Source organism: Sphingorhabdus sp. EL138 (assembly GCF_945882965.1).
Taxonomy (GTDB): Bacteria; Pseudomonadota; Alphaproteobacteria; order Sphingomonadales; family Sphingomonadaceae; genus Sphingorhabdus_B.
Genome location: NZ_CAMCWY010000013.1, coordinates 19214 through 40797, shown reverse-complemented (window position 1 = coordinate 40797; position 21584 = coordinate 19214). Strand labels below are relative to the sequence as shown.

Here is a 21584-nt window from a genome sequence, read left to right as displayed (position 1 = left end):
ACATAGGCATGACGCAACCCGATACGCCAACCCGTATGAAGGCCAGCGACTTTCATCCCTATACTCTCGAAATTTTTGATGGCTATGTCCATGGCAAGCTGACCAAGCGCGAATTTATTCGCGAGGCGGGTAAATTTGCGGCGGCTGGTGTTACGGGCCTGATGATTCTCAATCAGCTCAAGCCTGATTACGCGCTGGCGCAGCAAGTTAAAGCGGATGACCCCGCGATCATCACGTCTCGCGTGACGGTGCCAAGTCCCGACGGCCATGGCAGCATCAATGGCTTGCTGGCCAAACCCGCAAAGGCCAAGGGCAAGTTGCCGACCGTTCTTGTGATCCACGAAAATCGTGGGCTTAACCCCTACATTGAGGATGTGGTCCGGCGTTTGGCCAAGGCGGGCTATACGGCGCTTGGTCCTGATGGCCTTTCCTCCGTTGGCGGCTATCCCGGCAATGATGAAACGGGCCGGGAATATCAGGCGAAGCTAAATCCGGCCAAGTTGCTGGAGGATTTCTTTGCCAGCTTTGAATATCTGCGCGATCATCCCGAAAGCACGGGCAAGGTGGGCGCAGTTGGGTTTTGTTATGGCGGCGGCGTGTGCAATGCGCTGGCGGTGGCCTATCCCGAAATGGCGGCATCGGTGCCTTATTATGGTCGCCAGCCCCGAGTGGAAGAAGTGCCCGCGATTAACGCGCCTTTGCTTGTCCATTATGCCGAGGTGGACGAACGGATTAATGCCGGTTGGTTGCCCTATCAGGCCGCGCTCATTGCAAAGCAGAAACGGTTTCAGGTGCATTTCTACCTCGGCACGCAGCATGGTTTTCACAATGACAGCACGCCGCGTTTCGACACACAGGCGGCAGAATTGTCTTGGGCCCGAACGCTTGCGTTTTTCGGGAAAAATCTGCGTTAACGGCGTTCCGCAAAGAAATTTTTGAGCAAGGCCGCAGATTCCTCTGCTGCGATGCCGGCATACACCTCCGGCCTATGGTGTAGCGTCGCGTGTTCAAACAAACGCGGACCATGCGCCACAGCGCCGCCCTTTGCATCGTCAGCGCCATAATAGAGCCGCACTATGCGGGCATGGGCAATCGCGCCTGCACACATCGCGCAGGGCTCTAGCGTTACCCACAGGTCGCATCCGGTGAGGCGGTCATTGCCAAGATACGCCGCCGCCGCACGAATGGCGATGATTTCGGCATGCGCGGTGGGGTCATGGCTTTCCATCGGGCGGTTCGACCCGCGCCCGATAATGACGCCGTCCTTGACGACGATTGCGCCAACGGGCACTTCACCGTGCGCAGCCGCTGCGCGGGCAAGATTGAGCGCTTCATGCATCATTTCGCGGGCTTTGGTCAGGGACATGTGATTTTGCTAGCGCAGATTCCCCCTTTTGGCCACACATCGGCTTGACCTTTTCGGTGTGGAAGGTTAGAGGCAGCGACTTTCGCGGGTCAGTGATTCCGCATACACTCATTTTATACAGGACATATATCATGGCGCGCATCTGCGAACTCACCGGTAAAGGCCGTCTGGTCGGCAACAATGTGAGCCACGCCAACAACAAGACGAAGCGCACATTCCTGCCGAATCTGCAGAATGTGACGTTGTTGTCGGACTCGCTTGAGCAAGGCTACAAGTTCCGCGTGTCGACCCACGGTCTGCGGTCGGTTGAACATGTTGGTGGCCTCGACAATTGGTTGTTGAAGACTTCAGACGAGAAGCTTTCGACCAATGCGCGCAAAGTGAAAAAAGAAATCGCCAAGAAGCATAAAGCTGCGGCGTGAAGCTTTAGGCTGCTGACGCGGCCTTTTGCTCAGGCGAATCATAAGCCGGGGGCAGTATATGCCTCCGGCTTTTTGCTGTCGGGTTGATGAGGCAGACGAAACTGCATCAATATCGTCCGCTGTAACAGGGTGAAATTATTGTCCGAGATCAGCCAGAGGAACAGCTTGTCGCCATCGCTGGTGACGGCAATCCCCTCCATATTGTCGACGAGCAATGGGGGCGCCAGCGACGCAATCACGTCCGCCGAAAGCATGCTGTCGCGCCCTATGCCCTGTATGCTTTCGAAACTTAAGAGCGACACCTTGGCCGAAAAGCCCCGCAGAAACCCGATGGCGCGATTGAGAAGGACGATTCGCCCGTCGGGCAGTTGCACAGCATCAGTCACGCGGTAGCCAGCGGGCGGATGGAATTTGAAAGGCGTTGTGGTGGTGGCGCTTTCAATTGGGTCGCCAGAAAATAGCCATGCGCTGTGTATTTCATCGTCAAGGCTCTCGGCGATAATGATAAACCGGCCATCGTGCAGGCGGACCATGCTCTCCGCGCCTTTGTTGCGGGGCAAATTCTGCAATATTGCGGGCCGTATCGTTCCCGTTTGTTGGGCAAAGGATACTGAATAGCGCCGGATCGCGTGCTTGCCCTCAAAACTGACCCAATATTGGCCGCTATCGCGATCATAAGCCAGTGCCTCACTATCGCGGTCTTTGTAACTTACATTCGGGCCGTGCAAATTTGGCAGCGGCGCGATGAAAGAATCATCTATCCGTCCATGTTTGGTCAATGTGAAGCCAATGACAGTCGCTTTATCGCCAATCCCGACAAAATGATTATTTCCCACAGAAACTAGTGCTGAAATCCCTCCAAAATCCTCGTTGCGGCTGCGTAATTCCCATGCCGCGATAAATTCCAGAGCGCCTACCTGCCCTTGGGCGGGGTTATCGGGATTGAGGGCAAGTCGTCGCACTTTTATGTCTTGGCTGTCGTTAGGATAGATCGTGCGAACGCCGCCAACGGTGAGCACCGCCAAGATGATACCAAGCGCGAGACGTTTCATCCTTGCCGTCATGACACTCCCAACCATTCCTTTTTCTGCGCCGATAGATGAACGAACGATAACAATCGCATTCAGCTTCGGTGCAATAGCGGCTGTGCATAAGGCAATCGATAGCAAAACAAATCGCCGATTTGCTGCACGCGCGCCGAAGCTGAAAAAACATGGAGTATCGAAAATGACACATTTGAAGAAAAGCATCGGCGCACTGGTCCTTGCCACCACGGCTGTAACCGGATTTTCGGCAGCGCCAGCGATGGCGCGCGAACATTATAATGACGGCTATTACAGCCGTGATGATCGTCAGGCCAGCTATGACCGACGTGCTGAACGTGCTTATCGTAATAATAATTACCGCAATAACGCGCGTTGCGACAAGGGTACAGGCGGCACCATAATCGGTGCGGTTGCAGGTGGTTTGCTTGGTAACGAAGTCGCACGTCGCGGCAACAAGACCGAAGGCAGCATCATTGGTGCAGCCGTCGGTGCCTTGGCGGGGCGTGCCATCGACAAGGCGGACAATAACTGCCGTCGCTATCGCTAACAAGCTTAACAAATTTTGCCCGGCGCCGCTCCTTAACCTTGTTAAGCGCCGGGCAGAAGCCGCATTCAGGTTTCGCCCTATATCATTAGGCTCTGACGCTAAGGCCAGTCTTCTGAAGAAGGCTGGCTTTTTCGTTACCACTGAAACTTGTCTGCCACCGCTTTATCCGGCAAAGTGCTGCTATGAACGCATCGCTCGAAACCGCTCGCTTGTCCATCCGGCCCTATCATCGCAAGTCTGAAGCCGAAGTGCTTGTGCCATGTTTGGTGAAGCGGCGCGAACACAGGCGGATGTAGAATATTATTTCAAATCCTATGCCGCTGCCGTTGCTGTCATTGGATGACGGAAGTTCGGCCCCGGTTTTTGTAGCCTTGACCAATCGGCCAACTGCAAAGCAATATGTTAGCGTATATGACAGATAAACATCGCGCTTGCTTGGGCATCATAGTTGGTGGCAAAGGGGGCATATGTCCGGAACAGAAAACAGTCCGCCCCGCTTTGCCGGCGGCATCTTCATCGCCTTCGGGCTATTAATCGGGGCCATTTTTGGCGTCGCCATGGATCAGGCCTCTGCTGGGACAGTCATCGGCATGGCAGTCGGTATTATTATCGCAGTGCTGATTTGGCTCATGGATCGCAAACGTCGTTAAGGGATAAATCATATGTGGAAACACGTGCGCAACATCGTTTTAATCGTCATTGTTCTGGCGCTTGCCGGTACTTGGTACATTACCCGGCCCGATGTTGCCAAACTTTCGCTTGATGCGGTTACCGGTGCTTCGCCCGAAATTACCGCGCCGCGCCCGCAGATTTTCCCGACCATAAAGATAGCGGAGGTCGATCGCTGGCAAGCTGGCGAGGCACCGATTGCCGCGCCGGGTCTTATCGTTGAACGCTTTGCAGACGGTCTCGACCACCCGCGCAATGTATACACGCTGCCCAATGGCGACGTTTTGGTGGCCGAGACAAATTCGCCAGCGCGCGAAGCTGGCGGTATTGAGGGTTTCGTGATGAAATGGCTGATGGGCAAGGCGGGTGCGGATGTCCCCTCTGCCAACCGCATCACCTTGTTGCGGGACGCCGATGGTGATGGAAAGGCCGAACTGAAAACGCCGTTCCTGACGGGACTGAATTCGCCATTTGGTATGGTCCTGATTGGTGAGGAGCTCTATGTTGCCAATACCGATGGCTTGATCGTCTTTCCCTATAAGCCAGGCGACACAAAAATTACGGTTAAGGGTAAGGAGCTGACAAAGTTCAACGCTGTTGCGCCGAACAACCATTGGACGCGCAATCTTGCCGCGTCACCCGATGGCAAAAAAATCTACATCGCGGTGGGGTCGAACAGCAATATTGGCGAGCTTGGTATGGAGGTCGAAAACGGCCGTGCCATGGTGTTGGAATATGACATCGCGAAGGACAAGAAAATTCCCTATGCGATTGGGATGCGTAACCCCGTTGGTCTGGGTTGGGATAAATCTGGTCGTTTGTGGAGCGTGGTAAACGAACGTGATATGCTCGGGTCCGATATGGTGCCTGACTATCTGGCGCTCGTTGAATTTGGTGCCGATTATGGTTGGCCGCAACATTATTGGGGCGGTTTTACCGACGCCCGCGTGTCACCGCCAAAGCCGGCAAAGCGCGAATATGAACGCCGTCCGGACTATGCACTTGGCGCGCATACAGCGCCGCTTGGCTTGGCCTTTGGCTATGACGGCAAGCTGGGTGCTAGCCTGACCGAAGGGGCGTTTGTTGCCCGCCATGGGTCGTGGAACCGCAAGCCTGTGTCGGGCTATGATGTGATCTTCGTTCCCTTTGCAAAGGGCGAACCTGCCGGCAAGCCAGTCAATGTCCTCACAGGCTTTTTGGACAGGGATGGCAATGCGCAAGGTCGCCCGACGATGCTGGCGATGGCAAAGGATGGGGCCTTGTTGGTCAGCGATGACGTCGGCAATATCATCTGGCGCGTACGGGCGAAAAACTAGGGTCAGGACCACTTAAATCCACCTTCGGATTTGGCCCATTTTGTCCATGCCGCGTTGGCAAGCTTGGACTTAGAACCACTAAGCATGCGCTTACCGCCTTGCACTGAACAAAATGGCCTCAAACCGCGAAGGTGGATTTAAGTGGTCCTGACCCTAAGCAGCCAGCATTTTGAGCGCCACGCGGCGGTAAATTTCCGTGAGCGCGGTCAAGTCGGCAATGGCTACCGCTTCATCCAGTTTATGCATCGTTGCATTGCACAGGCCAAATTCGACCACGGGGCATATTTTCGTCAGGAACCGCGCATCCGAAGTGCCGCCCGTCGTCGATGCTTCGGGTGCGATGCCGACGACAGCCTCCACCGCCTCTGCTATAGCCGCTGAGAAACCCCCAGGAGGTGTCAGGAAGGCCTCTCCGGATATCATAGCGGTCAAGTTGCCCCCATGGTGCTCTACAAGCGCACGGAGCCTTAAAACAAGCGCATCGCCATTTTGCAGATCATTGAACCGGATCGACAATCGCGCTTCAGCTTTGGCCGGAATGACATTGGTTGCTGTGTTGCCGACATTTAGGTCGGTAATCTCTATATTGCTCGCCTGAAACCAGTCGGTGCCTTCATCGAGCGTGATCGCTTCGATCGCCGCCAAAATCGCTATCAGTCTAGGAATCGGGTTGTCCGCCAGATGCGGGTACGCGACATGGCCTTGTGTGCCAGCGACCGAAATCCACATGTTCACGGAGCCGCGACGGCCGATTTTCATCATGTCACCCAAGCGGTTGACGCTGGTGGGTTCGCCAACGAGGCAATAATCAGGGATGCTACCGCGTGCCTGCATATGGGTGATGAGTGCCCGTGTGCCGTGGATGGCTGGCCCTTCTTCGTCGCCAGTGATGATCAGGCTGATCGTGCCTGCATCCTTCGGGATATCGTGCAGCGCAGCAACAAAGGCGGCGATACTGCCCTTCATATCGACAGCGCCGCGTCCGTGCAGCAAATCGCCCTTGATCTCTGGCACAAACGGGTCGCTCGCCCAGCCATTGCCGGGCGGCACTACATCGACATGGCCAGCGAACGCAAAATGGCCTCCGCTTGCCGCACGAATGGCGAACAGATTTTCAACAGGCGCGCCATGCGCGGGGTTCGTGTCGCCTTCGCCTGAAATGAGACGTTCGACGGTAAAGCCCAGCGGGACAAGCATCTGTTCAAGCGCGTCAAACACCGCGCCAGTGGCGGGCGTGACGCTTTCGCAAGCGATCAGTCGTTGGGCATAAGTCAGTGCAAGAGCATCAGTCATTAATCCCATTCGTTACGGATAAATGCGCGCCAAAACAAGTCAGACATCAGCCTTACAATAAGCTGTCTGGGTCAGCGCATCATTGCAGAACGCGGGCGAGCGCGTTTGACCACCCAGCCAAGCGGGCTTCGCGCGCTTCTGCACCAAGTATCGGTGCAAAACGCGTTACCCCGCCCCGCATGCTGGCTGCATCCTCAAGCGAGGGGAATAGTCCGCAACCAACCGCCGCGAGCATGGCTGTACCAAGCGCCGTTGTTTCGACAAAGGCCGGGCGTTCGACATCAATCGCCAGCATGTCCGCCAGATCTTGCGCCATCCAGTCATTCGCGACCATCCCGCCATCAATGCGCAACTCGGCCCAATCGGCACCGTCGGCGGCAAAGGCGGTTTTAAGGTCATAGGTCTGATGCGCCATCGCCTCCAGCGCAGCGCGGGCGACATGCGCCTTTTTGGCCGCAAAGCTCAGCCCGCTGATCGTGGCGCGGGCATCTGGACGCCAATGCGGCGCGCCGAGGCCTGAAAGCGCAGGTACCAGATAAACCCCGCCATTGTCGGTTACGCTGCGCGCCAGCGGCTCAGTTTCGGCGGCATGCGCGATAAGCCCCAGATCATCGCGCAGCCATTGCACAAGGCTGCCCGCGACAAACACTGACCCTTCCAACGCATAATGACGTTCGCCATGCAACTGGTACAAAATCGTCGAGAGCAAGCGGTGGCGCGACTGGCGGAGTGTCGTCCCAGTTTGCGTTAGCACAAACGCGCCGGTGCCAAAGGTCGCCTTGGTCTGCCCGACGGCAAAGCAACCTTGCCCTATGGTTGCGGCTTGCTGATCCCCCGCCATGCCCGAAATTCGGATTGCGCCGCCGAAATGCTCCGGCAAGGTCGTGCCAAGGTCGCCTGCGCAATCGGTGATCTCTGGCAATATATCGCGTGGAACCCCGAACAGGTCCATCAACCCGTCATCCCATCCGCCGCTACCAATCGCCATCAACGCGGTGCGCGCGGCATTGCTGGCGTCGCTTATATGGCTTCCGCCCGTCAGCCGGTAGACAAGGTAGCTTTCGACCGTGCCCACCGCCAGATGTGCGCCCGCATCCTTTAACTGCGACCAATTTTCCAGCGCCCAACCGATTTTCGATCCCGAGAAATACGGGTCAAGCAACAATCCGGTTTTCGCCTGAACCACGGGTTCTTCGCCTTGCGCCTTCATCGCGGCGCAAATGTCCGCCGTCCGCCGGTCCTGCCATACAATGGCGGGCGCGAGCGGTTTGCCGGTGCGTTTGTCCCAAAACACCACGGTCTCGCGCTGGTTAGTAATGCCGATGCTGGCGATGCGGTCAGCGCCGCCAGCCTTGGCCACCATCGCTTGCGCACAAGCAAGCGTCAGGTTCCAGATTTCTTGCGCATCATGTTCGACAAGGCCAGGTTGCGGATAATGCTGCGTTAGCGGGCGCTGGCAACTGTCGACGGCGGTCCCGTCTTTGGTAAATAATACGGCGCGCGTAGATGTCGTGCCTTCGTCAATGACCAATATATATTCGCTCATGCCTCTGCCGCGCGTAATGCGCGTCCCTCCTTGGATAAAATGAATATCGCGCGGTTGCCGAAAACCAAACGATTGACCGCAAGCGCCACCAGCACCGAACTAACCAGCACAAAGACCATGACGTCAATATAATGCAGCCAAGGCAGGCCAAAATGCTGATAAAATGTCTCGCCAGCATATAAGGTGTCCGGGCGGTAGAGTATAAAATTGTGCAGCGCATAAATGCCAACGCCATAGACCAGACCGAATATCGCCGCCCGCGCATCCACATTGCTGAACAATAGCCCAGCGATAAAGGCAGACAAGATCGGCATGGAGGACAGGCCGTTCAGTTCCTGCAGCAAGTTGATGATGCTGCTGGCGCCAGCATATAAAGGCACCAACATAATCGCGACGATGCTTGCGCCAATGCCGACCGCGCGGTTGAGGGTAATCGCACTGGTTTGGGCATTGATAAATTTACGATGGAAATCGACCGTGTAGAGCGTGATTGTCGCGTTCAGAACCGCCGAAAAAGTTGTGAGCACAGCCGCTGCAATCATCGCGGCGAACATGCCGCTGGTCCAATTTGGCAATACTTGCGCGACCACCATGCCATAGGCCCGGTCGCCAACATCGCCGAACAATTTGTAAGCGACGACGCCGGGGATGACGACAATCGGCGGGATAATGAGCACGCGGACAATCGCGGCGGCCATTACCCCTTTCTGCGCCTCTCGCACCGTCGGCGCGGCCAATGCCTTTTGCGTGATATTCTGATTGGTGGACCAATAAAATATCTGAATGAATATCATCCCTGTAAACAAAGTATGGAACGGGATGGGAGAATCCAAACTGCCGATCATCGATATCCGTTCGGCCGGAACGCCGGTAAACAGATCGAAATTAACCGCTGCCAGGGCCAAGATAACCACCGCCAGCGCCAACCCCAATATGCCAACGCCGCTATAGCTATCCAGCACCGCGACGGCGCGCAGCCCACCCAAAATCGCATATGCCGCACCGACGACCGCAAAGATGCTGGCGATGACGATGACGGGCACGTCCGTGCCAAATAATGACTGCATGAACAGCGACCCGCTATAGATGACAGCGGGCAAATAGATGAAGACATTGCCAATGAGAAACAGCGCCGAAATGACAGTGCGAATGCTCCCACCATTATATCTTTTTTCCAATAATTCGGTCACCGTCGTGCAATTGTTACGATAGTAAATGGGCACAAAGACAAAGGCCAAGATCAGCAACCCAACAAACCCCGCCAGTTCCCACCACGCGAGCAACAGCATTTGATTGCCGTTCATGCCCACCAATTGATCGGTGGAAAGATTGGTGAGCGTAATGGCACCGGCCACCAAGAACCAGTTCAGCCCGCCGCCTGCCAGAAATATGTCTTTGTCGGTTTTGCTCTGGTCGCCCCCCGCGTTATTTTTCCCGCGCACCTTGACCCATGTAAACACGCCGATAAGGACCATGAGGCCCACAAAAATACCGAATTGAACGGCCGATTGACTGGCTTCGAACATCGCAATTCCCCTTATTGCTTGACGCGTCAAATTGCTCTGCGCTTTTGTTGGTTGCGAAACTAGAGCATGTGTTTGAAAAGGCAATGCGTCTGATGTGCGCGATTGTCGCAACTGCGCCCGAGGGAGAGAATATTTTGCGCCACATGCGTTTTGATGCGCCAGATAGCTGCTTGATATTGGCCTGCGCCAGGGGTGCGCCGTTGTCGGTGTTATATTGGGGCGCGGCCTTGCCCTTGGGCGTTGATGTTGCCGCGTTGGAGCGGCTGTCCGAACGGCAAGGGATGCACGGCGTTGCCGATATGTCCTTGCCTTTGTCCTTGGCGATGGAGCCTGGGCTTGGTCATCCGATGTTTCATGGCTTTGCCGTGCAGCGGGCGGGCAAGGATTGGGGAAGCCTGTTTGAGGTCGCCAAGGTTGAACCGCGCGGTCAGGGGGCCAAAATCGTTTGTCGCGACGAACGCACGCGGCTTGGGCTGGAATATGAGATTGATTTTGATGGGTGCAGCGGCGTGCTGCGCTTGCGGTCAACATTGACCAATTATGGGGCAACGCCGCTTGATCTAAACGACATGATGACCGCGTGCCTGCCCGTACCGGACGCGATGACCGACATTATCGGCTTTACGGGACGTTGGACGCAGGAGCTTACGCAAGAGCGGGTGGCCCGCAATGCAGCAACCTATCTGCGCGAGAACCGCAGTGGGCGGACGTCGCATTTCAGCTACCCCGCTATCCTGCTGGCCACCGCCGATACCAAACAAAGCACGGGCGAGGCCTATGGTTTTCATCTGGCATTTAGCGGCAATCATCGCCTGCGGGTGGACTCGCTCACCGATGGGCGGGTGTTGGCCAGCCTTGGCGCGCTGCTTTTACCCGGCGAAGTGCGGCTAGCGCCGGGCGAGAGCTATGAAAGTCCGGAGATTATTGCGGCTTATAGTGACAGCGGGCTAAGCGCGCTCAGCCGCAAATATCACGAATATGTGCGGACAAAATTGCTGCGGCCTGAAACTCGGGTCAAGCCCCGCCCGGTGCATTACAACACATGGGAGGCGGTCTATTTCGACCATGATGTCGCCAAGCTGAAAGAGCTTGCGACCCGCGCCGCGGCGATCGGTGTCGAGCGCTTTGTCTTGGATGATGGCTGGTTTGGTGGCCGCCGCCATGACCGTGCGGGGCTGGGTGATTGGACCGTATCGCGGGACGTCTATACCGATGGCCTTGGCCCGTTGGTCGATCATGTCACGGGCCTTGGCATGGAATTCGGATTGTGGTTCGAACCCGAAATGGTCAACCCTGACAGCGACCGGTATCGCGCACATCCCGATTGGGTATTGGGCTTGGAAGGAGTCGAACAAGTCCCTTTCCGTTCGCAATTGGCGTTGGACATTAGCCGCGCCGAAGTCGCTGATTATCTGTTCCATGCCATCGACGCGATTTTGCGCGATCATGACATCAGCTACATCAAATGGGACATGAACCGCGACCTCAGCCATCCCGGTGGGCAAGGCGGCACAGCACGCGCTTTTGCCCAAGTTCAGGCACTTTACGCCTTGCTTGACCGCGTCCGCAGCGCGCATCCGCATGTGGAAATTGAGAGCTGCTCCTCGGGTGGCGCGCGGGCCGACATGGGCGTTTTGGCGCATAGCGACCGTGTTTGGACGTCCGACAGCAACGACGCGCTAGACCGCCAAGTAATCCAACGCGGGGCCAGCTTTTTCCTGCCTCTCGAAGTGCTAGGTTGTCATATAGGGCCAGCAAAATGTCATGTGACGGGGCGGCGGCTGTCGATGGAAATGCGCGCGGCGACGGCATTTATGGGGCATATGGGGCTTGAGCTGAATTTGCTGACCGAGCGGGCGGCGGACCTTGATATGCTCAAAAATGCCATAGATTTGCATAAAAAACATCGTGCTTTGCTGCATACAGGCGACCTTTATCGTTTGGACAGCGCGTCGCAGTTGATCGCCAGCGGCGTCGTTGCGCGCGATAAATCCGAAGCATTATATTCGCTCGCTTATGTCGCCAGCGACACAAAGGTTTTGCCGGGGCGTTTGAAGTTTGATGGTCTTGATCCGGAGCGCCAATATCGGCTGCAACTCATTTGGCCAAACAACTGGCAGGCGGTGAAAGGACCGTCGGCGATTGAAACGTTGAACCTGACTGGCAAGGGCGCAATATTCAGCGGCGCGGCGTTGATGCACAATGGATTGCAATTGCCGCATGCCTATCCCGAAACCTGCTTGCTGTTTTACGTCGCCGCCATTTGAAGCGCTTCAATGTGGTCGCGCGCTTGCATGAGGTCTGCGACGAAGTTGCGCCGTTCCTGCGCGGCCATTTCGGCATCGGGCAGGCGCAGCAGGTAGCTTGGGTGGATGGTGACCAAAACAGGCACGCCTTCCTCGCTTTCCAATATGCTGCCCCGGCTTTTGGTAATCGCGACATTGCGCCCCGTGAGACTGCGTGCCGCCGTCGCGCCCAAGGCAATGATCAGGTCGGGCTGCAATATCTCAATCTCGCGTTTCAACCACCATCGGCAGTGGTTCACTTCGCTGATATTCGGCCGTTCGTGGATGCGTCGCTTGCCCTCTGGCTTGAACTTGAAATGTTTGACGGCGTTGGTGACATAGGCTTGCGCGCGGTCCAGCCCAGCTTGGGCCAAGGCCGCATCGAATATCTGTCCCGCAGGCCCCACAAAGGGTCGCCCCTGCATATCCTCTTGGTCGCCAGGCTGTTCACCCACGAACATCAGCCTGGCGCGCTCTGGCCCTTCGCCAAAGACAATCTGCGTGGCTGGCCCAAACAAAGGGCAACGGCGGCAGCGTCCGGCTTCGGCCTGTAACGTCGCCAATGTATCGGCGACGGACGCTGCAATCTCTTTCTCAATCATCGCCAGTTCGCGGTTTCGTGCAGACTGGATGAGTTCAGAGATCAAAGCGGTCTCGGGCATATTGTGCCAGTATTTCTTGGGCATCTCCTTCAACATCGCCTTCACCTTTAGGCGGGCGGGGTTGAAGGTTGACCCGTAATAGGTCTTCCACTGCGCCTCAATTGCGTCTTGGGACGGCGCGTCTTCCTTGCGCGCGGCTGGTCCTTCCAACAATATGTTCTTGTCCCAATGGATTGAAAGTGCAGGCGTCAGTATGGACCAGCGCATGCCCCCAAAACGGCGGATGAAGAAGGACGCGTTGGCGCGGACGATATGATGTTCAGGCTCAAACCACGCGATAAAATGTTCGTCGCCCTCTTCCTCGATCCGCCGAAAACGGACGAAAGCGCGCATTTTGTGAATGTCGCGCCGGACGGTTTTTGCCATGATATCAAGCTTGCGCAACAACGGGTCAGCCCGGTCGCCCATATGCCGCCGTCCAGCCTTTAGGTCGATCAGCAATTGAAACAAAAGCCCAAAACGCGCCGGATCATTATGGCAGATGACGGATCGCGATAGTTCGGCAAAGCCCTTGGGCACAGCAATGGGTGCGGCCGCAATCTTGCTGTCCGGATTGGAGAACAGGTCGGTGCGCTGAGCGCCCACCTGCCACACCACATCGGCTGGCTTTGCACCCAGACGCAGTAGGCCGCGACATTGCGCACGCCACCCGTCAAAGTCATCTTCGCTGTCCAACCGCGCGGTGATCACGCAAACAGTTCCAACTGATTCACCTTGGGCGCAACCGATGCGCGCAAATGTTCCATATCGGTCAGCGCGCCGGGGCTCCACCCTTCGGCGGTGATGAACGGGCGGATCTTAGTAATCGACACGGTAAGTCTGCCCACATCCTCCAGCCGCAGCCGCCGCCAACGCCGCGCCTTAACGATTGCGTCCACGGCTTTGGTGCCAAGCCCGGGCACACGCCACAGCAGTGCCTTTGGCGCAGCATTCACATCTACCGGAAATTGGGCGCGATGCTTCAATGCCCATGCAAGCTTAGGATCAATGTCCAAGGGCAAATTGCCATCGGCCTCTGCCGCGTCGATCACCTCGTGCGGGGCAAAGCCATAAAAACGCATCAGCCAGTCGGACTGATACAGGCGATGTTCGCGCATTAACGGCGGGCGTTGCAGCGGCAAAACCGCGCTTGCGTCTGGAATGGGGCTGAACGCCGAATAATAGACGCGGCGAAGGCCAAAGCGATCATATAACCCATTGGCGCGGCGCACGATGTCGCTGTCTGTTGCGGTGTCGGCACCAACAATCATTTGTGTCGATTGTCCCGCAGGCGCGAAATTTGGTGCGCTGCGATATTTCTTCTTCGCATCGCGCCCATCGAGAATGGCCTCTTTAAGGCCGCCCATCGCGCCTTCAATCCGCTCTTCCGATTTTTCGGGCGCCAGCTTTTGCAAGCCAGCGCGCGTGGGCAATTCGACATTGATGGACAATCGGTCGGCATGTCGGCCCGCAGCCTCAAGCAATTCTGGGTCTGCATCGGGGATCGTCTTTAGGTGGATATACCCCCGAAAATCATGGTCTTCACGCAAGCTACGCGCGACCTCAACAATTTGCTCCATCGTGTAATTGGAGCTTTTGATGATACCTGATGACAGAAACAGCCCCTCAATATAATTGCGTTTGTAGAAATTGAGCGTGAGATCAACCACCTCCTTAGGCGTGAAACGCGCGCGGCGGACGTTGGAGCTTTTACGGTTGATGCAATAATGGCAGTCGAAAATGCAGCTATTGGTCAGCAGAATTTTTAACAGCGATATGCACCGACCATCGGGGGCATAAGCATGGCAAATACCCATGCCCTCGGTCGAACCAATCCCGCCCGATTTGTTGCTTGATCGTTTCGATGTGCCGGATGACGCGCAGGACGCATCATATTTCGCCGCATCGGCAAGAATGGCCAGCTTTTCGGATATCTGAATCTGTGACATTTGTTCTATTTATGTTCTAAATCTCGCAATGTCTATGCACAATGCAGATCATTCGGTGCAATTGGTTTACATCGGCCCCACTGCGCCCCATATCTGGCGTTAGAAAAGGACCGTCACTATCGCGCAAACCCTTGCCCAACATTGGATAGAGCCTCAGGCGCATGGCATCTATGTCAAGCCAGCGGACATGTGGATTGACCCGTCGCGCCCCGCCGAACGCGCTTTGGTGACGCACGGCCATGCCGACCATGCGCGCAGTGGGCATGGAGCCGTCTGGGCAACGCCAGAGACGCTGGCTATCATGGCGCTGCGTTATGGCACCGAAACAGGCACGCCCACGCCCTATGGCGACGGGTTTGAAGCAAATGGTGTGAAGATCAGCTTTCACCCCGCCGGGCATGTTCTGGGGTCGGCGCAGATCCTGTTAGAATATGCAGGCGAGCGCGTGGTGGTGACAGGCGACTATAAACGGCGGTTCGACCCGACCTGCGCGCCGTTTGAAGCTGTGGCTTGCGATATCCTGATAACCGAAGCGACCTTTGGCTTGCCCGTGTTCACGCATCCGCCGATTGAGGTTGAGATTGCCAAATTGCTCGCCGCGCGCGGGGCCAATATCGATGGGTGCATATTGATAGGGGCCTATGCGCTGGGCAAGGCGCAGCGGGTGATCGCAGAGCTACGGCGCGCTGGCTATGACGCGCCAGTTTATATCCACGGCGCGATGCAGAAAATGTGTGATCTATATGCGGCGCATGATGTTCCCTTGGGCGATCTCATACTGGCAACGGGACTTGCCAAGGCAGAGATGAAAGGCGCGATTGTCATTGCCCCGCCATCGGCGATGAATGACCGCTGGGCGCAGCGTCTGCCCGACCCGATAACCGCCATGGCATCGGGATGGATGCGGGTGCGGCAACGGGCGCGACAACGCAATGTTGAACTGCCTTTGGTCATTTCCGACCATGCAGATTGGAACGAGCTGACCGAAACTTTGTTGGAGCTTCGGCCCACAGAAACATGGATTACCCATGGCCGCACTGACGCGCTTGGTCGGTGGTGTGAGCTCCATCAGTTGAAAGCGCGCGCGCTCGATCTTGTTGGCCGTGAAGACGAGGATGAGAGCTGATGCAGGCTTTCGCCGCGTTGATTGATGGGCTGATCTACACACGATCACGCGACCTTAAGATCCGGTTGATCACAGAATATCTGCGCGATATGCCTGATCCGGATCGCGGTTGGGCGCTGGCGGCGCTCGCGGGCACGCTCAGCATTGCAACGGTGAAATCGGCGGCGATTCGCATTATGGCCGAGGAACGCTTTGACCCTATGCTATTCCGCATGAGCCGCGATTATGTCGGCGACACAGCGGAAACCGTCGCGCTGATGTGGCCCGATGTTAAAACGGATGCCGTGGCACCGACGGTGTCTGAAGTCATTGACCTGCTCAACAGCGCAAGCCGTGCGCGCGCGCCAATCGTTCTGGCGGAACTGATGGACAGGCTGGATGCCAATGGCCGTTATGCGCTGCTGAAGCTGGCAACAGGCGGCATGCGCGTGGGCATATCGGCGCGGTTGGCCAAAACCGCCTTTGGGATGGCCTTTGGCCTTTCAGTGGACGATGTTGAAGAGGTCTGGCACGTGCTTCGTCCGCCTTATGCGGAGCTGTTTGCGTGGGGCGAGGGCAAGTCCGAACGCCCCGATCCTGCGGACAGCGCGTTTTTCCGGCCCTTCATGCTTGCCCATCCATTGGAGGATTGCACTGTCCAGCTCAGCGTATTTGCGGCTGAGTGGAAATGGGACGGCATCCGCATCCAGATTGCGTCAACGGGCGGCGAAACGCGGTTGTTTAGCCGGGGTGGCGATGAAGTGACCGCAGCGTTTCCGGAAATCGCCGCTGCCTTTGACGGCATCGGCGTTGTCGATGGCGAATTGTTGGTTCGCGGCGATGTGCAAGGCGGGGAGGCGGCAAGCTTCAACGCGCTGCAACAACGCTTGGGCCGCAAGAATGTGACCGCGGCGATGCAGGCGGAATATCCGGTGTTTGTGCGCCTGTACGATATATTGTTCGACGGGACGCAGGATGTGCGCAGCCAGCCTTGGAGTGCGCGGCGGGAACGGCTGGAATTATTCGCTGCCAAACTTGACACGGTTCGGTTCGATCTGTCCACGATCATCGAAGCGCGCGATTTCGACCATCTTGCGGAAATGCGCTCCGGTGCGCGTGAGGCGGCGATTGAAGGCGTCATGTTAAAGCGGCGCGATTCGCCTTATCTGGCGGGCCGCAAGGTTGGCCTCTGGTACAAATGGAAACGCGAACCGCTCATCGCCGATTGCGTGATGATGTATGCGCAGCGCGGGAGCGGGAAACGCTCGTCTTATTATTCGGATTATACCTTTGGCTGCTGGACCCCCGACGGCGCTTTGTTGCCCGTGGGCAAGGCTTATTCCGGGTTCAGCGATGCGGAACTGAAATGGCTTGACCGTTTCGTGCGCGACAACACGGTTGCCCGCTTTGGTCCAGTGCGTGAAGTCGAAAAGTCGCTGGTCCTTGAGGTCGCGTTTGACGCGGTGCACGAATCTAAACGCCATAAATCGGGCATTGCAATGCGTTTCCCGCGCATCTCGCGCCTGCGCAGCGACAAGCCAGCCGATGAGGCGGATACTATTGCGGCCTTACGCGCGATGATTGGTTAGAGGAATGCCCTGACATCAGCCATGAAGCGGTCGAACTGGTCATGGTGCAACCAATGGCCGGCATTTTCATATTCCACGACCTCTGCCGTCGGGAAATGCGCGATACGGCCATCCTTTTCAGGGTTTGAGGCCCAGCTATTTGCGCCATACATCATCAACATGGGGCAAGTGATCGACTGCCAAATGGCCAATAAATCCTCACGCGGCATATCAAAGATCGCCCAGATATTGAGGTAATTGTCGAACTTCCAGCTCCAGCTACCATCCTCGTTGCGGCTGATACCATGCACCGTCAAATGCCGCGCTTGTTCGTCGGTTAAATAGCTGTTTTCGGTCTTCATCCGTTCATACGCGGCTTCGATATTGGGATAGCGTTTAGGCGTGCGACCGGCGGCGTTGCGTTTGTCCTCGATCCATTGGCGAAAACGGTTTTGAATGCCGATGGCATCACGCTCGGCCTGCATCTTTGGGGACAGGCCCAGTCCTTCGATGTTGACCATCTTGCGGACATTTTCTGGGAAGAGGCCGGCATAGCGAGTCGCGATATTGCCGCCCATTGAATGCGCGATGATGCTGACGGGGGCAAGGTTCAGCTGATGGATCAATTGCGCCATGTCATAGACAAAGGTCGACATTTCATAGCTGCCATCGGGCGACCAGGCGCTGTCGCCATGGCCCCTGAGGTCGGGCGCAATGATATGCCAGTCGTGGCGCAATTCCTCCGCCACCCAATCCCAGCTGCGCGCATGATCGCGGCCGCCATGGACCAAGAGCAAAGGCGGCGCGTCGGGGTTGCCCCAGTCGACATAATTTAGCCGAAGGCGTTGCGAGATAAAGCTGTTGGTGATGGGGCCATGTAAAGTCATTCTGCGGCCAGTAATTGCTCTGCGCCCCCAAGGTCAACCGATACCAGTCGGCTAATGCCCTGTTCAATCATCGTCACGCCGAACAAACGGTGCATCCGGCTCATCGTAACGGCATTGTGGGTGACGATTAAATAGCGAGTTTCAGTCTCTTGCGTCATCGCGTCTAGCAAATCGCAGAAACGTTCGATATTGGCGTCGTCCAAAGGCGCGTCAACTTCGTCGAGGACGCAAATAGGGGCTGGGTTGGTGAGGAATAGCCCAAAGATGAGCGCGACAGCGGTGAGCGCCTGTTCGCCGCCCGACAGAAGCGTGAGCGACTGCAGTTTCTTGCCCGGTGGTTGCGCGAAAATTTCGAGGCCAGCCTCCAACGGGTCATCGCTGTCGATCAACGCCAGATGCGCTTGTCCGCCATTGAACAAAGTCGAAAACAGGCGGCGGAAGTGGCCGTCTACCGCCTCAAAAGCCGTAAGCAACCGTGCGCGGCCTTCGCGATTCAGACTGCCGATGGCACCGCGCAAGCGATTGATGGCAAGGGTAAGCTCTTCGCTTTCGGCAAGGCCTGCGCCTTGCTGCGTTTCCAGTTCGGCCAGTTCGTCGGCGGCGATCAGGTTTACAGGCCCGATCCGTTCCCGGTCATTTTGTAGGCCGTCGAGGCGGTTCGATTCCCGATCCGTATCGTCCATCGCATCTTCATCAAAGTTCAGTTTTTCGGGCAGGACTGGCGGCGGACATTCGAATCGTTCCCCCGAAATCCGGCCCATTTCGACGCGGCGCTGTTCCTGATTTTCGGCACGCGCTTCTGCACCTGCGCGGGTTTCGCGGGCAACAGATAGCATCTCGGCTGCTGCCGACAATTCGCTTTCCAGTGCGCGCAACATTGTCTCATGCGCCGTTTCTGTGGTTTGCAGGCCAGCGAGCTTCTCGGCCAACTGCGCTTTATCGGCTCGCAAAGTAGCAATGTCGCGGACCAGTATTTCCGGCCTTCCCGACAGCTCTGCTTGCTCAGTAGCGATATCGGCGCTGCGTGTGTTCATTTCGGCGATCCGGCGTTCGGCTTCGCCTGCGCGTTCCTGCCAACTGCGAATTTCGGCCATCGCCACGGCGCGGCGCTCGCGACTTTGCGCTATGCGTTGTTCGAGTGCAGACAGGTCCGCCTGATTGCGCGCCAACAAATCGCGCGTTGCATCATGTGCCGCAGCAAGGTTTTGGACGCGGTCGGCATGATGCGACCCATCGGGCAGGGCATCGCGAGCCGTCTCGGCTGCTGTGCGCTCCGCTTGCGCCTCGGCCAAATCTTGCTCGGCGGCTGCCATCCGGTCGCCAAGCGCCGCCTTTGCAGATTTTAGCCGCGTCAACGCGTCTTCGGCTTGATCCACAGCGCGCAGTGCTTGGCGCAACTGGCCTTCAGTCACTACACGCGCCGCCGTCGCCGCGCGAACCGCGTCCTGCGCAACTTCAATCTTATCCGTCATCTGCAACAGGCGTTGCGCCTGCGCATTCAGCGCGTCTTGCGCAGGCGCGATGAGCATATCCAGTTCGGCCAAACGGTTGGCGCGGACCAATTGCTCTGCAATCGTCGCGCCATCGCCATCGGTCGCAAAACCATCCCATCGGCGCAGCCTGCCTGTCAACGTCACCAGACGTTCGCCTGGGGCAAGCGCTTGGCCATTATCTGCCTCAACGACGCGCACCATAGACAATCGCGCGGCAAGCTCTGGCGGCGCATCGACAAAATGTATCAGGGCCGTATCGGCGACCTTATCAAGCGCAGCAGCCCCGCCAAGCCAGCGGCGTCCGGTTTCCCCACCAATGCTGGCATCTGCATCCTCACCCAGGGCAGCGGCCAAAGCGTGTTCATAGCCGTGCTTGACCGAAATGCGGTCAATCGCTTTGTTGCCTTGGCTTTTGGTCAAGGACCGCTGCAGCGCGCTCTGTTCGGTCAACAACGCGGCCAGTTCCGCCTTGGCACTTGCGATTGCGACTTGGGCAACATCGCGGGCGGAGATGACAGCGGCACGCTGCGCCTCGGCGGCTTCATGCGCATAATTGTCCGCTTGCAATTGTGTCTGCAAGCGTTGCACGTCTGTATCGGCTTGGCTTTTGGCTCCGGCATATTGCGCCTCATCCCCCAACGCATCGCGTTCCGATATGATCCGCGCGCAGGCTTGCTCAGCCCGCCCTTCACGCGTCGTTGCCGCCGCCAGCGCAGCATGTGCAACACGCAACTCGGCATCCGCACGTGCTTGCTCTGCGGATGCATTGGCCAAGGCTATTTCGCTCTCACGCGCTTGCCGTTCGGCGTTTTCTGCGGTGCGCAGCAAAGCAGGGCGTTCCTCCTCTTGCGCTTTAATCTGGTCGGCCAGCTTTACGCTTTCGGCCTGCAACCGGGCAAGCGCATCTGCCGCATCATGCGTCAGCCTGCCCTCGCGTGCGCCATCGTCGGCCATGCGCGCCGCTTGCGCCGCTAGGTCGGATTGGCGCCGGATTATGCGTTCATGTTCGCCCGTCAGTTGGACAAGCTGGTTCGACAGTTCACTGGCCGCATCGCGCGCCGCCATCGCCAGTGCCCGCGCGTCGGCAAGTTGTCGCACCGCCTCTTGCTGCTTGTCCGTGAGGGCGCGTTGAGCGACGGCAGCGTCCTCAACGGCTTTAGCCGCGATATTGGCCTCAGCGCGTGCCAGTTCTGCCGCTGCCTTGGCCTCACGCCAGCGCACGAAGATCAAACGGGCCTCTGCTTGCAATATGTCTTTGGTCAGCGTGCGATAGCGTTCGGCTTGCTTGGCTTGGCGGCGCAACTGGCCTGCGCGCGCGTCCATATCGGCAAGGGTGGTCGCCAGCCGCGCCAAATTGCTTTCGGCGGCGCGCAGCTTTTGTTCGGCATCCTTGCGCCGGACATGCAAGCCGGAGATTCCAGCCGCTTCCTCCAACATCTGGCGGCGTTCCTGCGGTTTGGCCGAGATGATTGCGCCAATGCGGCCTTGGCTCACCAAAGCAGGGGAATGCGCACCCGTTGCGGCGTCCGCGAAGATAAGCGCCACATCCTTCGCGCGGACGTCGCGGCCATTGGACCGATAGGCGGAACCTGCCCCGCGCTCGATCCGGCGGGTGACTTCCAATTCTTCGTCACTGGCACTGTCGGCAGTGTCGTCGCTGCGTTCGGCCAATATCGTGACCTCAGCAAAATCGCGCGGCGGACGTGACGCGGTCCCGGCGAAGATCACATCTTCCATGCCTGCGCCGCGCATTGATTTGGCGCTGCTTTCACCCATCACCCAACGGATGGCTTCCAACAGGTTAGATTTGCCGCAGCCATTTGGCCCGACAATGCCGGTAAGCCCGCTTTCGATCCGGAGTTCAGCGGGCTCGACAAAGCTTTTGAAGCCGACAAGTTTCAGCTTCTTTATCCGCAACAGGCAAC

At 57.4% G+C, this 21584-nt stretch carries 17 protein-coding genes; 8 read left to right on the top strand and 9 right to left on the bottom strand.

From position 1 onward, the window contains the following. The first annotated feature begins 8 nt into the window (after nt 1-8). Nucleotides 9-914, top strand: a complete 906-nt coding sequence (gene yghX, locus Q0N43_RS07320; RefSeq protein ID WP_295444667.1) for a YghX family hydrolase — start codon at nt 9-11, stop codon at nt 912-914. On the opposite strand, the gene tadA is transcribed toward yghX, so the two are convergent. After that, nucleotides 911-1366, bottom strand: coding sequence for a tRNA adenosine(34) deaminase TadA (gene tadA, locus Q0N43_RS07315; protein WP_295444664.1), 456 nt, complete (start codon nt 1364-1366; stop codon nt 911-913). The genes yghX and tadA overlap by 4 nt on opposite strands. Nucleotides 1367-1497: 131 nt before the next feature. On the opposite strand from tadA, the gene rpmB reads away from it, so the two are divergent. Further along, a complete protein-coding gene (gene rpmB / locus Q0N43_RS07310; RefSeq protein WP_295444661.1) occupies nt 1498-1788 on the top strand; it encodes a 50S ribosomal protein L28 in 291 nt (96 codons plus the stop codon). Nucleotides 1789-1826: 38 nt separating this feature from the next. Here the strand turns inward: rpmB and Q0N43_RS07305 are convergent, their stop codons facing one another. Next, on the bottom strand, nt 1827-2852 hold the full coding sequence (locus Q0N43_RS07305; protein WP_295444658.1) for an esterase-like activity of phytase family protein: 1026 nt from the start codon (nt 2850-2852) through the stop codon (nt 1827-1829). Between the two features lie 163 nt (nt 2853-3015). Here Q0N43_RS07305 and Q0N43_RS07300 point away from each other — a divergent pair, with 163 nt between their 5' ends. From Q0N43_RS07300 to Q0N43_RS07290, 3 genes are all read left to right on the top strand, one after another. Then, nucleotides 3016-3381: a glycine zipper 2TM domain-containing protein gene (locus tag Q0N43_RS07300; protein ID WP_295444656.1), complete on the top strand. Its 366-nt coding sequence runs from the start codon at nt 3016-3018 to the stop codon at nt 3379-3381. Nucleotides 3382-3848: 467 nt separating this feature from the next. After that, nucleotides 3849-4031, top strand: a complete 183-nt coding sequence (locus tag Q0N43_RS07295) for a hypothetical protein (RefSeq protein WP_295444653.1) — start codon at nt 3849-3851, stop codon at nt 4029-4031. A gap of 12 nt (nt 4032-4043) precedes the next feature. Next, nucleotides 4044-5366: a sorbosone dehydrogenase family protein gene (locus Q0N43_RS07290; RefSeq protein WP_295444649.1), complete on the top strand. Its 1323-nt coding sequence runs from the start codon at nt 4044-4046 to the stop codon at nt 5364-5366. Nucleotides 5367-5519: 153 nt separating this feature from the next. Here the strand turns inward: Q0N43_RS07290 and dapE are convergent, their stop codons facing one another. From dapE to Q0N43_RS07275, 3 genes are all read right to left on the bottom strand, one after another. After that, nucleotides 5520-6659 (bottom strand): succinyl-diaminopimelate desuccinylase, encoded by a 1140-nt coding sequence (gene dapE, locus Q0N43_RS07285; RefSeq protein WP_295444646.1) that lies wholly within the window; start codon nt 6657-6659, stop codon nt 5520-5522. Between the two features lie 79 nt (nt 6660-6738). Then, on the bottom strand, nt 6739-8205 hold the full coding sequence (locus Q0N43_RS07280) for a glycerol kinase (protein ID WP_295444645.1): 1467 nt from the start codon (nt 8203-8205) through the stop codon (nt 6739-6741). After that, nucleotides 8202-9731 (bottom strand): SLC5 family protein, encoded by a 1530-nt coding sequence (locus Q0N43_RS07275; RefSeq protein ID WP_295444642.1) that lies wholly within the window; start codon nt 9729-9731, stop codon nt 8202-8204. The genes Q0N43_RS07280 and Q0N43_RS07275 overlap by 4 nt, the downstream gene beginning before the upstream one ends. A 68-nt stretch (nt 9732-9799) precedes the next feature. On the opposite strand from Q0N43_RS07275, the gene Q0N43_RS07270 reads away from it, so the two are divergent. Beyond that, a complete protein-coding gene (locus Q0N43_RS07270) occupies nt 9800-11998 on the top strand; it encodes an alpha-galactosidase (RefSeq protein WP_295444640.1) in 2199 nt (732 codons plus the stop codon). Here the strand turns inward: Q0N43_RS07270 and Q0N43_RS07265 are convergent. Next, complete coding sequence (locus Q0N43_RS07265; protein ID WP_295444637.1) at nt 11980-13368, bottom strand: UdgX family uracil-DNA binding protein; 1389 nt, start codon at nt 13366-13368, stop codon at nt 11980-11982. The genes Q0N43_RS07270 and Q0N43_RS07265 overlap by 19 nt on opposite strands. After that, nucleotides 13365-14606 (bottom strand): putative DNA modification/repair radical SAM protein, encoded by a 1242-nt coding sequence (locus Q0N43_RS07260; RefSeq protein ID WP_295444634.1) that lies wholly within the window; start codon nt 14604-14606, stop codon nt 13365-13367. Before Q0N43_RS07260 ends, Q0N43_RS07265 begins: the two co-directional genes overlap by 4 nt. A gap of 118 nt (nt 14607-14724) precedes the next feature. Here Q0N43_RS07260 and Q0N43_RS07255 point away from each other — a divergent pair, with 118 nt between their 5' ends. Next, nucleotides 14725-15732 carry a ligase-associated DNA damage response exonuclease gene (locus tag Q0N43_RS07255; RefSeq protein ID WP_295444793.1) on the top strand — a complete coding sequence of 336 codons (1008 nt, stop codon included), beginning with the start codon at nt 14725-14727 and terminating at the stop codon, nt 15730-15732. Continuing rightward, nucleotides 15732-17300 (top strand): cisplatin damage response ATP-dependent DNA ligase, encoded by a 1569-nt coding sequence (locus tag Q0N43_RS07250; protein WP_295444632.1) that lies wholly within the window; start codon nt 15732-15734, stop codon nt 17298-17300. The genes Q0N43_RS07255 and Q0N43_RS07250 overlap by 1 nt, the downstream gene beginning before the upstream one ends. Here Q0N43_RS07250 and Q0N43_RS07245 read toward each other — a convergent pair. Both Q0N43_RS07245 and Q0N43_RS07240 read right to left on the bottom strand, forming a co-directional pair. Beyond that, on the bottom strand, nt 17297-18166 hold the full coding sequence (locus Q0N43_RS07245; RefSeq protein WP_295444629.1) for an alpha/beta hydrolase: 870 nt from the start codon (nt 18164-18166) through the stop codon (nt 17297-17299). The genes Q0N43_RS07250 and Q0N43_RS07245 overlap by 4 nt on opposite strands. Further along, nucleotides 18163-21576, bottom strand: coding sequence for an AAA family ATPase (locus Q0N43_RS07240; RefSeq protein ID WP_295444627.1), 3414 nt, complete (start codon nt 21574-21576; stop codon nt 18163-18165). Before Q0N43_RS07240 ends, Q0N43_RS07245 begins: the two co-directional genes overlap by 4 nt. Nucleotides 21577-21584 lie beyond the last annotated feature (8 nt).